Genomic DNA, 14,839 nt, shown 5'->3' with positions numbered 1-14,839 from the left:
ATTCCTTAAACAATCTGTTCGTGGATTTAACAATTAATTATCGATCAATTTTTGTGTTAAATAACAACCAATTAGCCGATTACCGATTTTTATGTTTAACATAACGAATATAATAGACTCAGCTACAATTAAATAATACATTTAACGCACCAACCGCTATTAATTATTTAAATTTTGTCATTAATTAAACCTACATCTCAATTTACGTTTATCATGTATTTTTGCATGATGTTTCTATTTGCTAGTTTCTCCAATGCGCAAACTACAACCGCTATTCCAGATTCAAATTTTGAACAAGCGCTCATTAATCAAGGTATTGATACTAATGGCCTTACTGGAAATATACTAAATAGTGATGCCGAATTAGTAAACAATTTAAATATTAATGATAAAAACATTACGGATTTAACTGGTATTGAAGCTTTCATTCACCTGAAATATTTAAATGCTTATTTTAATAATTTGTCGACTTTAGATTTATCTAATAATGCCTTTTTAGAAGTTTTGGATATTGATAATAACAGTATTGAAACACTAAATATTTCTCAAAATCTCCTTCTTAAAGAAATATATGTTAGTAATAATTTATTACAAACATTAACGGTTTCCCACCTTCCTAATTTAGAGTTATTAGCTTGTAGTTTAAATAATTTATCAACACTTAATGTTTCAAATAATTTAGAACTTGAGGTGCTTTCGTGTTATTCTAATAATTTAAACACTTTAAATGTTACAAATAATCAGGAATTGGAATCTTTAAATTGTGGTACTAATAATTTAAATGTTTTAAACATTTCAAGCAATCATGATTTGCGCAGCTTATTATGTTCAGGTAATAATTTAAATACCATTTCTTTCAGTCAATGTTCTGATATTACCTATGTCGATATTAGTAATAATCAGTTTACCGAATTGGACTTAAGCGCTAATAGCGGTTTGAAACGATTGATGTGTGAAAACAATAACATTGCGGAATTAGAGCTTTTTAATGCACCTCAATTATTATTGTTACATGCTAGCAACAACTTATTAGAAAACATTGATATATCTGCAAACAATGATTTACGATTTGTACGTTTGGGTAATAACAACTTAAATACGTTAGATATCCGGAACACTAGAAATCATAGAATCTCAAGCTTCAATGCCGAAGGAAATGCTAATTTGACTTGTATTTTTGTAGATGATGTTCAAGCGAGTTATTTAGCCAATTGGATAATTGATAGTGCTTCACATTTCGTTGCTAATGAAACAGATTGTAACTCATTAAGTAGGGAAGAGGTTGCCCAAAATTTAGATGTTTTATTGTATCCAAATCCAGCAACGGATTATTTGCATATCAAAAATTTAAATTCTAATGCCCATATTGATATCTATTCAGTAAACGGTAAATTGGTAAAACAGCAAACTACAACGCCTCAAGTAAATAGCATAAACATTTCATCTTTAAGCTCTGGCTTATATGTTGTTAAGGTTTCCTACTTAAATCAATCAATTACCAAAAAAATCCTCATAAATTAGAATCAAGGTTAGCTCTATTCTATTTAGGTCACTACAAAGCTATAGATAATTCTAACGCTTTCTTACGGATTGCATTTATAGAGTTTAAGTATCTTTAAACTCTAAACTAAACACTATGCAACCAAAAATTTACAGCTTAATAGCTTTACTCATCTTTTGTATGTCATGCGAAGAAAAACCCAAAGAACCCATTCAAGAAATTGAAAAAGATTTCGCTATTGATTACGAAAAATTTACTTTAGACAATGGTCTAGAGGTGATACTTCATCAAGATAACAGTGATCCAATTGTTGCTGTAGCAACGATAATGCATGTAGGTTCCAACCGAGAAAAACCAGGTAAAACAGGTTTTGCTCATTTCTTTGAACACATGAGTTTTAATGATTCAGAAAATGTACCAGTTGGTGCTAACAGAAAAATGATTCCGGAATGGGGTGGAAGTCGTAATGGCGGAACTTCCAACGATTATACGGTTTATTACGAAGTTGTTCCAAAAGACGCTTTTGAAAAAATCTTATGGATAGATTCTGATCGGTTTGGTTATATGATTAATACGGTTACTAAAGCGGCCTTGGAACGTGAAAAACAAGTTGTTAAAAACGAAAAACGCCAACGTGTGGATAATGCTGCTTATGGATATACAGATGAAATTATCCGCTCCAATCTCTATCCAGAAGGCCATCCATATAACTGGACGGTTATAGGATCTTTACCCGATTTACAAGCGGCTACCATAGAAGATGTTAAAGAATTTCACAATCAATATTACGGAGCCAGCAATGCTACTTTAGTAATTGCAGGTGATATTGATTTTGAAGAAACCAAGACGTTAGTCGAAAAATGGTTTGGCGAAATTCCAAGTGGTCCTGAAGTAGAATCCTTACAACCACAACCTGTAACTTTAGCTGAAACAAAGTCTTTATATTTTGAAGATAATTTCGCTTAACTTCCTGAATTGCGTATGGTATTTCCATCCGTGGAGGAATATCACAAAGATTCGTATGCACTCCAAATTCTAGGACAATTGTTAAGTGGGAGTAAGAACGCACCTTTATATCAAGTCGTTGTTGAAGAGCAAAAATTAGCACCAAACATCAGCACATACCAATACAGTAGCGAATTGGCTGGGGAATTTGTGTTTCGCGTCAGAGCAAATGAGCAAACTAATTTAGATGCTGTTAAAAAAGCAATCGATTCAGGTTTAATACGTTTTGAGAAAAACGGTGTCAATGAACGTGATTTAAAACGTATAAAAGCGGAATTGGAAACCAATTTATACCAAGGCGTAAGTACGGTTTTAAATAAAGCATTCCAATTAGGTCAGGATAATGAATTTGCAGGCGACCCTAGCTATATTACCAAAACAGCTAAACTTACAAATGCAGTTTCTGCAGATGATGTTATGCGCGTTTACAAGCAATATATCAAAAACAAAAATTACGTAATGACCAGTGTTGTGCCAAAAGGGCAACTTGATTTAGTGGTTTTAGATGCTAAAGAAGCAACGGTTTGGATTGAAGAGGTGAAACAAGACGTAGCTAGCGAGGAAGTTGGTCAAGGTGAAGAAGCTGAATACGAAAAAACAGTTAGCAAATATGATAGAAGCGAACCTGCTTTTGGCGAATTACCAAAATTTAAAATGCCAGCCATTTGGACTGGAAATTTAGAAAATGGCATGCGCGTTTTTGGTATAGAAAACAACGAAACACCATTAGTACAGTTTGACATTACTATTCCTGGTGGACAACTATTAGATCCTAAAAATAAAGCAGGTGTTGCCAGTATGTTAAGTAATTTAATGCTTGAAGGTACAGCCAATAAAACGCCAGCAGAATTAGAAGAAGCTATTGGTTTATTAGGTGCCACTATTAATATGTACAGTACTAATGAGGATTTTCATATTACAGGTACTTGTTTAGAAAAAAACTTTGAAGAAACCATAGCACTTGTCAAGGAAATTATCCTAGAGCCACGTTGGGACGAGGCCGAATACAAGCGCCTTATGCAAGGTTTGGAAACTGGTTTGAAAGACAGAGAATCCAATCCAAATGCTATAGCCAGTTTGGCTTATAACCAATTGTTATATGGTAAAAACCATCCATCCGCTATTCCTGGAAGCGGTACGTTAGAATCGTTTAAAAATATTAGTTTAGACGATTTGAAAGCATATTACAGCAATTTAGTTCCTGAAAATGCGAATTTTCATATTGCAGGTGCTATGTCAAAATCTGAAACATTAGGCGTATTAGAAACCTTAAATACTTGGAAAGGTCAAGCGCCACAAATTCCAACGTTTCAATTACCTTCGGAAAATAATAAAAACACCATTTATTTTATTGATGTTCCAGATTCTAAACAATCCGTTTTAAATATTGGGAAATTAGCTTTATCTGCAACCAATGACGATGCTCAAAGTTTAGACTTTGCAAATGAAATTTTAGGTGGTGGTTCTAGCGGTCGTTTATTCCAAACATTACGGATAGAAAAAGGCTATACCTATGGCGCCTATTCTGGAACTGGAACTAGTTTGGAAGTGGCTCCTTTTACGGTGCGATCTAGCGTTCGTGCAAATGCCACTTTAAAATCATTGGAAATCATACAAGATATGGTTGCTAATTATGCTGAAAATTTTACAGAAGCTGACGTTGAATTAACCAAAAACAAGCTTTTAAAAGCCAATACACGTGCTTATGAAAGTTTAGGTGCTAAATTGGCTATCCTTCGTAATATTAGTAAGTATGGATACTCCAATGATTATATTGAAAAGAATCAAGCAGCATTAATTGCCATGACTTTGGAGGATTATAAAAACATCATCAATAAATATTTACAGGAACCTGAAATGATTTATGTTATAGTTGGTGATAAAGCCACACAATGGTCTGAAATTAAAAAGTTAGGGAAACCAGTTGTGGAGTTGGATATTTTTGGAAATCCCAAGTAATTTTATAAAACCCTCCAACTAATAATTTTAAATGCATAGTAAGCTGTTAGCTGCTATGCATTTTCTATTTTTGCACAAACCATAATCAACATGTCTTCTATTACTATTCCTAAATTTGAAAAATCAACCACACGATTGGCGGTCAAGTTAAACGCAAATGGTGAACGCTCTGTGCTTCAAGGTCATCCTTGGGTTTTTGAAAATAGTATTGAAAAAATTAATAAAGACGGAAAATCTGGTGATGTTGCCGTAATTTTTAGAAAACGCGATAATGCGTTTATTGGTGTAGGTTTGTATGATGCGTCTTCGCCAATTAGAATTAAAATGTTACATCATGGTGAACCCAAAACGATTAATTCAGCATTCTTCCAAAGTAAAATAGATGCTGCTTTTAAAAAACGAGCTTCACTCTTAAAAACAAATACTACAGGTTATCGCTTGTTATTTGGTGAAAACGATGGCTTTCCAGGATTAATTGCTGATGTATATGCCAATGTTTTGGTAATTAAAGTATATTCTGAAATTTGGTTAGGATACATTAAGGATATAACCGAAATGCTTATAACTATTTCCAATGTAGAGACGGTTGTTATGCGCTTAAGCAGAAATTTGCAACAAGCAGATTTCGGTTTGGTTGATGGTTCCGTAATTTATGGTACTTTGGAAAATGAAGTCGTAAAATTTATAGAACATGGTGTTAATTTTTCCGCCAATGTCATTAAAGGTCATAAAACGGGTTACTTTTTAGATCACAGAGAAAACAGACGTCGTGTGGGCAAATTAAGTACAGGTAAAACGGTGTTGGATGTGTTTTCATATGCTGGAGGATTTTCAGTTCATGCTTTAGCCAATCACGCAAAAGAAGTCACAAGTTTAGATATAAGTAAGCAAGCGCTTGAAATAGCTTTAGAAAATGGCAGGTTGAACGACTATACTGGGAAACATCATATTATTGCAGGTGATGCGTTTGCTGAAATGGAACAACTCATCCAATCTGGTAAAACCTTTGATGTGGTGGTTATTGATCCTCCTAGTTTTGCCAAGCAACAGTCCGAAATACAGTTAGCCAAAAAGAAATATGCCCAATTAGCACAACTAGGAGAAAAGCTTACTGCAAAAGGTGGTATGTTGGTTTTAGCGTCCTGTTCGTCTCGAATTATTGCCGATGCCTTTTTTGATGTGAATAAAGCAACATTGTCCCAGGCCAAAAGGCGTTATACATTGGTTTTAAAAACACAACATGACTCCGATCATCCTATCAGTTTTCCAGAAGGTGCTTACTTAAAATGTGGTTACTACCAATTGGATTAATTGGAGAATTGCCAAGCCAAAATTCGGGATACTTTCTGACCTTGGGCCATATCAATAACTTGATGTGTTGCACCTAATTTGTCCAATTGCTTGATTAGCTTGGGTAAATTGGCCGCTTTAGAAACTAATGTTGTAAACCAACCTACTTGGTTACTAAATGTTTTACTTTCCTTAATCATGCGTTTTATAAATAAAGCTTCCCCACCATTACACCATAATTCATACGATTGACCTCCAAAATTAAGAGCTGCTTTTTTATCCAAGTTCAGATTTTTCAGTTTACGTTGTGTTCCTTTTAGAGCTTCTTGTTCGGACGCATGAAACGGTGGATTACACATGGTAAAATGATAATATTCTTCCGGTTTTATAATATTAGAAAAAATATATGCAGGATTTTCCTGAAAACGAATTTCAACCAAACCCTCCAAACTCGAGTTTAAATTGATGTTGTTTTGAGCAATTTCAACAGATTGCTTATTAATATCTGCACCAACCATGCGCCATTGATACAGTTTTGCTCCTAAAATTGGATAAATAGCATTTGCGCCAACGCCAATATCCAAGCCTTTAACAGGTAAAGTTTCAGAAGTAATTAAATCGTTTAGGTAATGTAAATAATCCGCACGACCAGGAATAGGAGGGCACAAATAACCTTTAGGTAATTGATAATCCGTTAATCCATAATCCGAAATAAGAATGGCTTTATTTAATTGATAAACAGCATCTGATAAAGAAAAATCAATAGTTTTTGTTTGAAACTTATTCGTAAAAACAAATGGTTTTAAATCTGGATTTGCATGAATTAATCTTACAAAATCATAAGGTTTAAGATGTTTATTATTTGGATGCATGGCTAATAACTTCAGGAATTATACAACAAATATAAGCTTAATGTATGGCTTAACAGTTTCCCTTTTTTAATTATACAATAGTGCTGAAATAAATCTACCTTTGCAGCTCAATAAAATTATTATGACATCATTTTCCGATTTAGGCATTCGTAAAGAATATATAAAAGCCTTAAAAGAACTCCACATTGAAAAGCCAACTGAAATTCAGGCCCAAGTAATTCCTGTTTTGTTACAAAAACAAACTGATTTAATTGGTTTAGCGCAAACAGGAACCGGAAAAACGGCTGCTTATGGGCTGCCTATTCTACATCAAATAGATCCTAATAAATCGGAAATTCAAGCGCTTATTTTAGCTCCAACACGTGAGTTGGTACAACAAATTCAAAAGCAACTTTTCAGATTTACCAAATATTGCGATTATAAGATTTTTGCAGAAGGTGTGTATGGTGGTGAAAAAATTGACAAACAAATTAAAGCTTTAAAACGAACTACTCATATTATTGTTGCAACACCAGGACGTTTATTAGATTTAATTGATCGTGGTGATATTGATATTGAAAACATTAAGACATTGGTTTTAGATGAAGCTGATGAAATGTTAAGCATGGGTTTTAAACAGGATTTAAATCGCATATTAACATTTACATCTGGAAAGCGTTTTACGTGGTTGTTTTCGGCTACCATGCCTGTAGAAATTCAGAAAATGATAAAAACCTATATGTCGCCAAAAGCGATTAAAATAGAAGTAAATAGAAATAGTTTGGTAAACGCCAATATTACACATCAATTTATAAGAACTTCCATAAAAGGTAAAGTTTCAGTTTTAATTAATTTATTAGAAGGCTTTAAAAAACAACGTGGAATAATTTTCTGCAAAACAAAAGCTGGAACCCAAAACTTAACAGAAGCGTTATTGAATGAAGGATTTTCAGTTGGTGCTTTGGAAGGCGATATGCAACAGAAAGAACGGGATAAAGTAATGCGTGCGTTTAAAAATGAATCTGTTCAAATATTGGTATCTACCGATGTCTCTGCTCGTGGTATTGATGTAAACGATTTGGCATTTGTTATTCACCATCAGTTGCCAGAGCAACTAGAATATTATACACACCGAAGTGGAAGAACTGCAAGAGCTGGTAAAAAAGGGCGTTCTATAGCTTTAATTTTAGACGATGAGCGCAAGTTAATCCAGAATATTGAAAACACTTTAGGTATCGAATTTGCAGAATTCCATGTGTAACTTTCAAATAGGAAATTAATATCTTATATTTGTACGCATTGCAGGAGTAACCTAAAATCTGAATTTAGGCTTATAATACGACCATAGTTCTTTTTAAACCATGTTATTATTATTTTATTTCTTCAATTTAACCCTAAAAAAATTACTATAAAATAACAATGGCAAAATCGCAACAGACATTTAACAAAAGTGAAAAGGAAAAGAAGCGTTTAAAGAAACGTGAGGACAAACGTAAAAAAATGGAAGCTAGAAAACTTGATAAAGAAGAAAGCGGAAGTGACGGTATTCCTATTGCTTATGTTGATTTCAATGGAAATTTAACGGATACACCACCAGATCCAAATATGCGTGTTAAAGTTGATGCAGAAAGTATTGAAGTAAGCATTCCAAAACGTGATGACAGTGATATTGAAGAATTTGATCCCGTAAGAAAAGGGAAAGTTTCTTTTTATGATAACTCCAAAGGTTTTGGGTTTATTATTGATTCTGAAAATCAAGAAAAATACTTCTGTCACGTTAGTGGCTTAATTGACGAAATAGCAGAAAATGACGCCGTATCTTTTGAATTAGAAAAAGGTATGAAGGGTATGAACGCTGTTAAAGTAACCCGTATTTAATTTTTGATACCATAAAATCACTTAAAATCTTAAAAAGACTTTGAGTTCTAATAGCTATGTCCATTAAATCGACTACTTTTTTATCAATTATTTTACTTCAGTTTGTTGCTATTAATACACTTATAGCACAAACTGATTCTATTTCTTCACAAAAAATTAATGTTGAATACACAAAAAAAGGGTTTCAATTTAGTACGCCTGATAAAAATTACTCACTTCATTTAGAAGCACGATTACAGTTTCGTTTTGCCACACCTAACGACCAAAGCCCCGTTAATTTTGATGATTTTTTTCAAGATAATAAAACATCATTCAAGATAAATAGAGCCCGTTTAAAAATAGGTGGAAATGCCTATAAACCATGGCTTAAATATTATTTTGAGTATGAACTTGCCCAAGGGAATCTTTTGGATTTTCGCGTTATGATTGAGCGTTGGGACTTTTTTAAAATTAAAATTGGGCAATGGAAAACCTATTATAGTCGAGAAAGAATTATATCATCTGGTAAACAACAAATGTTAGATCGCTCCATCATTAACAGGCCTTTTACAATAGATAGGCAACAAGGAATTGAGTTTTACGGCCGTATTTTTCCAGAAACGTTTTATGACTTTACATATCATATATCAGTATTAACAGGAACGGGTAGAGGTTCCACAATTAATGACGATAATCATTTATTATATGTTGGTAGATTACAATACAATTTATTTGGTCGTGAATTAGAAATGACCGGATCTGATATCAAATTTCATGAAAAACCTAGTGCTTTATTGGCTATTGCCGCAGCAACTAATAGAAGCCAGTACACCCGGTTTTCTTCAGCAGGTGGTGGTAATTTGGTAGGTTACGATAGTAATGAACCGGGTCAATATCGTATAAATCAAGCCTTATTTGAAACGGCTTTTAAATATCGGGGGTTTTCTTGGCAAAATGAAAATCACATCAAAAAAATTACAGATTATAAAACCAACACAGACAGAACATTAACAGGTTATTATCTGCAAGCAGGTTATTTTTTCTCAAATATTTTAGACTTTGTTCCTAAACCCTTAGAGGTTGCTGGAATATACGCGCATTACACGCCAAATACGGATTTTGGTTACAGCAAGGAGCAAGAAATGGGTATGGCTTTTAACTGGTTTTTTAAAGAACATAGGAATAAACTCACCATGGAAGTTACGCATTTTGATTATGAAAGCCCAGAAAGGATGGAGCAGAAAGAATGGCGTTTTCGAATTCAATGGGATATATCATTCTAAATAGTACTTTACCTAATTCTAACTTTCTTATAAGCCCATGGATTCTTTAACGCAAATAGTTTTAGGCGCTGCTGTTGGTGAGGCCGTTTTAGGTAGAAAAGTTGGTAATAGAGCCATGCTTTATGGGGCTATTGCGGGAACAATTCCTGATTTAGATATCCTGTCTTCCTATTTTACAGATACCGTTACAGCTTTAGAAATTCACAGAGGTTTTACACATTCCATTTTATTCTCTATCATTTTTGCACCAATTCTTGGATGGTTGGTATCACGATATGAAAAATATAAAAGTGTTAAAGGTTGGTCTTGGCTTTTCTTTTGGGCTTTTGTAACGCACCCTATTCTGGATGCACATACCACTTGGGGAACGCAGCTATTTTGGCCATTTGATTTACGCTTGGCTTTTAAAACCATATTTGTTGTTGATCCCTTATATACCTTGCCATTTTTAGTATTCTTGATTTTGACCATGTTTCAAAAACGAACATCAGAAAAACGTCAATTTTACAATCGTACAGGATTATTAGTAAGTACCGCGTATCTAGTACTTACATTTATTTTAAAGTGGACCGCTTTCACAAAATTTGAAAATGCTTTGGAAAAACAACATCTAAGCTATTTGCAGATTGACACAAGACCGTCACCTCTAAATACCATATTATGGAGTGCTAATGTAGAAACACAGGACGCCTACTTGCTTGGAAACTATTCTTTTTTCGATACGCAGCCTATTTCATTCGTGTCATATCCTAAAAACCATGAATTGATAGCCGATTTGCTTTCCAATGACAAAATGCAACGCATGATTCACATTTCAAAAGGATGGTACACCATAACACAACAAGACGGAAAATTATACTATAATGATTTACGTTTTGGGTTATTGAGTTTAGAACCTGCCTCCGAAAGTTTTGTTTTTCAATTTTTGATTGATAAAGATGATGAAACTGGAAACATTAGTTTTATTGAACAGCCCAAAGGTAGTCGCGATGCCAAGAAATTAATGTCTGAACTTTGGACACGTGTTAAAGGGAATTAAGTCGTTTTCTTATAACTCCAAACCGCTAATCCATTCATTAGTAATGCGTAAATAAGTGTTTTTACTAGTTGTGGCAGGATATCGATAAAACCGGAACCTTTAAGCATCACCATACGCATGACTTCAACAAAGTATTTGATAGGATTAAATTCGGTAAGTATTTGGGCCCATTCTGGCATACTCTCAATGGGTGTAAACAGTCCGCTCATTAAAATAAAAATCACTACAAAAAACCAAGCGATAAACATGGCTTGTTGCTGGGTATCGGTAAAATTGGAAATAAATAATCCCATACCGAGTATCACCAAAATAAAAATGGAAGTATAGAGGTACATAAGTAATAAACTTCCTACCATAGGCACATTAAAAATGAGCCTTGCAAGAATTAATCCAATAGTTAACAAGCCCATTCCAATAACCCAAAACGGAAAAAGCTTACCAATAATAAATTGACTTTTCTTTATAGGCGTTACATTGATTTGCTCTAAAGTTCCAATTTCTTTTTCGCGAACAATATTCATTCCTGAAAGAAATAACGTGATCATGGTAACTAATAGTACTAATATACCAGGTACCATAAACGTTTTGTAGTTTAACGTTTCATTATACCAAAAAAGTGGGATGGTAGCAATGTCAACAGGTTGAAATTGAGATTCTGAAAATTGCATCAAATCCGTTTTAATGTGCCTATTATAATTCTGAATTATTTGAGAAACATATACGTTTTCAACACCGGCAGCAGCACCATCAATAGCATTAATAGTAACTCCCAAAGCACCTTTTTTTTCCTTTAGCAAATCACGTTCAAAATGAGAGGGAATCTCTAAAACAACATCTACTTCTCCTTTTAGCATAGCTGAACTTGCCAATTTTTGAGTTGGAAAGGCTGTTAAAACATTAAAATATGTAGAAGCCTCAAATTTCTCTATTAGTGCTCTTGATGATTTACTATGGTCATTATCTATATATGCGAATTTGATATTCTTGACCTCAAAAGTAGCTGCATTAGATAAAATAATTAATTGGAGTAGTGGTAACACAAAAATGATTGGTAGCATCCCTTTATTTCTAAAGATTTGCTTGAATTCTTTTTGGATGATATATCGTATTGTTTTCATATCATTTCCCAGCAAAGCGGGAATCTATTTATTAAATTAATTCTTTTTTTATTCAGCCCAGAATCTTTATCATTCTTAAACTGGTCACCGTTTTTTACTCTAATCTAATTTTATATTTCTTTACACTTATTCCCATAAAGAGAACGGTCATGCCTATTAAAATCAGTGTTTCTTTCCATATAAATTCCAGCCCAACACCTTTAAGCATAATTCCTTTTAATATGATAATAAACCATTTTGCAGGAATGGCATGACTGATAAATTGTAAAGGGATTGGCATACTTGAAATGGGAAAAATAAAGCCTGATAATAGAATTACTGGAAGCATTAAACCCATTAATGAAATCATCATCGCGGTTTGTTGTGTTGCTGAAATGGTTGAGATTAAAATTCCTAAAGCTAAAGCTGATACAATAAATAAAATACTCTCAAAAGCCAATAAAATTAAACTCCCTTGAACAGGCATTTTAAAGATGAAAATACTCAACAAAACAATTACGATAGCATTAATTACCGACAAGAAAATATACGGAAACACCTTACCAAAAATTACTTGAAAAGGTTTTATAGGTGACACTAATAAAATCTCCATCGTTCCTAATTCCTTTTCTCGTGTAATGGAAATGGACGTCATCATAGCCGAAACCAGCATTAATATAATAGTCATTACACCAGGAACAAACATATACACACTTTTTAGTTCTGGATTATAGACCATTCTTGGTTCTGAAACTATAACATAATTAATAGTTATAGCTTTGTTTTGCTCTTGCTGGTATTTTTTTAAAATAGAATTTACATAATTACTAATGGTGTTAGCCGTGTTTGGGTCTGTTGCATCTGTAATTATTTGAACGGTAGCTTGGCGATCTTTTATAAGATTTTTACTAAAATCTTTTTCAAAGTTTAAAACAGCTTTCACTTTTCCCTTTTTAAAAACAGCTTCTATATCATCTTCACGTTCAATAAGTTGCTTGACACTAAAGTATTTTGATGCTGATATTTTATTAATGATTTCATTTGTGGTGGCATCATTTGAGTGATCTAAAATAGCAATATCCACATTGTTAATTTCATTGGTAATGGCAAAACCAAATAGTAAAATTTGGACAATAGGCATTCCAAAGAGAATAAACAAGGAACGCCTATCTCTAAAAATGTGATAAAATTCTTTGGTAACAAAACCTATAAATCGTTTCATCCTCTGGCTAGTTTTAAAAACACATCATTCATACTAGTAACTTGAAACTGTTCCTTTAATTTTTTTGGCGTATCCAAAGCTTCTATCTTTCCATTTACCATAATAGAAACGCGATCACAATACTCGGCTTCATCCATATAATGTGTGGTAACAAAAATAGTTGTGCCTTGATGTGCTGCTCTATAAATCATTTCCCAAAACTGACGCCTAGTTATAGGATCTACACCACCAGTAGGCTCATCTAAAAAAACAATTTTTGGCTCGTGCAATAGGGCTACCGAAAATGAAATTTTTTGTTTCCAGCCCAAGGGTAACGAACCAACTAATTGTTTGGCTACATCCTCTAGACCTAAATCATCTATCATTTCATTTGTTTTCTCTTTGATTTTTTGCTTGGTCAAACCATAGATACCTCCAAAAAATGTAATATTTTCTTTAACGGTTAAGTCATCATATAATGCAAATTTTTGACTCATATAGCCGATATTTTTTTTGATGTCTTCCGCTTGAGTAAAGACATCAAAACCGGCTACCTGCGCTGAACCTGATGTTGGATTTGAAATTCCAATCAGCATTTTCATGGCGGTTGTTTTCCCGGCGCCATTAGCCCCAAGAAATCCGAAAATCTCACCTTTTTCAACGGCGAATGTAATGGCATTTACAGCGGTGAAATCGCCAAACATTTTAGTTAAACCTTCAGCTTGTATGACTTTGTTATTATTCATATTTATCTCCCACGGAAGTGGGAGTCTCATTATTATCAATTCCAGAAATTTCAGAATTGAGACCTATCACGTTTTTTGAAACCTGTTAGGTTTGTGGGTTTATTTTTATTTTGCTAACTCCATAAAACTATCTTCTATAGTTACTTGGGTTTTTTCAATGGTAATATTTGATAGGTTTTGGGCTTGTAAATACTGTTTTAATTCGTTTGGATTAAATCCGTCGCGTGTATCCGTATAATGTATAAACTCACCAAACGGATATACACTATGCTGATGTGGGTAAGCTTTTAAGCTCATTATTAATTGATACATATTGTTTGCACTAACGTCATAAATAGTTTTAGGATACTGCTTTACGATGGCTTCCGGTGTATCAATCTGTAAAATTTCGCCATCTTGAATTAACGCTATTCTATCACACAAGGCAGCTTCGTCCATATAAGGCGTAGAAACTAAAATGGTTATATTTTTTTGTTGTAAGCGTTTTAGCATGTCCCAAAATTCTTTCCTGGAAACGGGATCGACTCCTGTTGTAGGTTCGTCAAGAAACAATACTTTGGGTTTGTGAATCAACGCACAACACAAAGCCAGTTTTTGCTTCATACCTCCAGATAATTTACCAGCACGACGATCTTTAAATGGCTCAATTTGAACATAAATATCTTTTATTAAATCGTAGTTTTCGGCAATAGTGGTTCCGAAAATAGTTGCAAAAAATCTCAAATTTTCTTCAACCGTTAAATCTTGATATAATGAGAATTTCCCGGGCATATAACCTACGTGCTTTCTTATTTCTTTAAAGTCTTTCAGCACATCATAACCTGCAACAGTTGCATTACCTTCATTGGCAATTAACAAGGTGGTTAAAATTCTAAAAAGGGTTGTTTTTCCTGCGCCATCAGGACCAATTAAACCAAAAAGCTCATTTGGTTTTACTTCAAAAGAAATATCCTGTAAGGCTTTTACATGATTATAAGATTTGCTGATATGGCTAATTGAAATGCCCATGA

Annotated in this window: 12 protein-coding genes and 1 pseudogene; 8 read left to right on the top strand and 5 right to left on the bottom strand. The window is 33.6% G+C overall.

Features of this window, described 5'->3' with window-relative positions; genetic code table 11:
* The first annotated feature begins 174 nt into the window (after window positions 1–174).
* The 4 genes and pseudogenes from ACN0QX_RS03770 (at window position 175) to ACN0QX_RS03755 (ending at window position 5,776) form a co-directional block, all read left to right on the top strand.
* Complete coding sequence (locus ACN0QX_RS03770) at window positions 175–1,521, top strand: T9SS type A sorting domain-containing protein (RefSeq protein ID WP_417195603.1); 1,347 nt, start codon at window positions 175–177, stop codon at window positions 1,519–1,521.
* A gap of 115 nt (window positions 1,522–1,636) precedes the next feature.
* Window positions 1,637–2,725: pseudogene (locus ACN0QX_RS03765) on the top strand (M16 family metallopeptidase); the annotation flags it as partial.
* A 198-nt stretch (window positions 2,726–2,923) separates the two neighbouring features.
* Window positions 2,924–4,465 carry a M16 family metallopeptidase gene (locus tag ACN0QX_RS03760; protein ID WP_417195683.1) on the top strand — a complete coding sequence of 514 codons (1,542 nt, stop codon included), beginning with the start codon at window positions 2,924–2,926 and terminating at the stop codon, window positions 4,463–4,465.
* 90 nt (window positions 4,466–4,555) lie between these two features.
* Window positions 4,556–5,776: a class I SAM-dependent rRNA methyltransferase gene (locus ACN0QX_RS03755; RefSeq protein WP_417195602.1), complete on the top strand. Its 1,221-nt coding sequence runs from the start codon at window positions 4,556–4,558 to the stop codon at window positions 5,774–5,776.
* On the opposite strand, the gene rlmF is transcribed toward ACN0QX_RS03755, so the two are convergent.
* The gene (rlmF, locus tag ACN0QX_RS03750; RefSeq protein WP_248399723.1) at window positions 5,773–6,627 is read right to left on the bottom strand and encodes a 23S rRNA (adenine(1618)-N(6))-methyltransferase RlmF; all 855 of its coding nucleotides are present in this window, start codon (window positions 6,625–6,627) and stop codon (window positions 5,773–5,775) included. The genes ACN0QX_RS03755 and rlmF overlap by 4 nt on opposite strands.
* 121 nt (window positions 6,628–6,748) lie before the next feature.
* Between rlmF and ACN0QX_RS03745 the strand changes: the two genes are divergently transcribed.
* The 4 genes from ACN0QX_RS03745 (at window position 6,749) to ACN0QX_RS03730 (ending at window position 10,785) form a co-directional block, all read left to right on the top strand.
* Entirely contained in the window at window positions 6,749–7,867 is a 1,119-nt protein-coding gene (locus ACN0QX_RS03745) for a DEAD/DEAH box helicase (protein WP_417195601.1), read from the top strand.
* Window positions 7,868–8,025: 158 nt separating this feature from the next.
* Window positions 8,026–8,484, top strand: a complete 459-nt coding sequence (locus ACN0QX_RS03740) for a cold-shock protein (RefSeq protein ID WP_248399719.1) — start codon at window positions 8,026–8,028, stop codon at window positions 8,482–8,484.
* Between the two features lie 56 nt (window positions 8,485–8,540).
* Window positions 8,541–9,746 carry a porin gene (locus ACN0QX_RS03735; RefSeq protein ID WP_417195600.1) on the top strand — a complete coding sequence of 402 codons (1,206 nt, stop codon included), beginning with the start codon at window positions 8,541–8,543 and terminating at the stop codon, window positions 9,744–9,746.
* 37 nt (window positions 9,747–9,783) lie between these two features.
* A complete protein-coding gene (locus ACN0QX_RS03730; protein ID WP_417195599.1) occupies window positions 9,784–10,785 on the top strand; it encodes a metal-dependent hydrolase in 1,002 nt (333 codons plus the stop codon).
* On the opposite strand, the gene ACN0QX_RS03725 is transcribed toward ACN0QX_RS03730, so the two are convergent.
* From ACN0QX_RS03725 to ACN0QX_RS03710, 4 genes are all read right to left on the bottom strand, one after another.
* On the bottom strand, window positions 10,782–11,903 hold the full coding sequence (locus tag ACN0QX_RS03725) for an ABC transporter permease (RefSeq protein WP_417195598.1): 1,122 nt from the start codon (window positions 11,901–11,903) through the stop codon (window positions 10,782–10,784). The two genes, ACN0QX_RS03730 and ACN0QX_RS03725, sit on opposite strands and share 4 nt — an antisense overlap.
* Window positions 11,904–11,997: 94 nt before the next feature.
* Window positions 11,998–13,104: an ABC transporter permease gene (locus ACN0QX_RS03720; RefSeq protein WP_417195597.1), complete on the bottom strand. Its 1,107-nt coding sequence runs from the start codon at window positions 13,102–13,104 to the stop codon at window positions 11,998–12,000.
* Window positions 13,101–13,829: an ABC transporter ATP-binding protein gene (locus ACN0QX_RS03715; RefSeq protein ID WP_417195596.1), complete on the bottom strand. Its 729-nt coding sequence runs from the start codon at window positions 13,827–13,829 to the stop codon at window positions 13,101–13,103. The genes ACN0QX_RS03720 and ACN0QX_RS03715 overlap by 4 nt, the downstream gene beginning before the upstream one ends.
* Window positions 13,830–13,934: 105 nt before the next feature.
* Window positions 13,935–14,837, bottom strand: a complete 903-nt coding sequence (locus tag ACN0QX_RS03710; protein WP_417195595.1) for an ABC transporter ATP-binding protein — start codon at window positions 14,835–14,837, stop codon at window positions 13,935–13,937.
* Between the last annotated feature and the right edge of the window lie 2 nt (window positions 14,838–14,839).

Origin of the sequence: Bizionia sp., from assembly GCF_048259285.1 — a bacterium.
GTDB lineage: Bacteria > Bacteroidota > Bacteroidia > Flavobacteriales > Flavobacteriaceae > Algorimicrobium > Algorimicrobium hallyeonense.
Note: the sequence above shows the minus strand (reverse complement) of the source record. Positions and strands in the feature narration are given on the sequence as shown.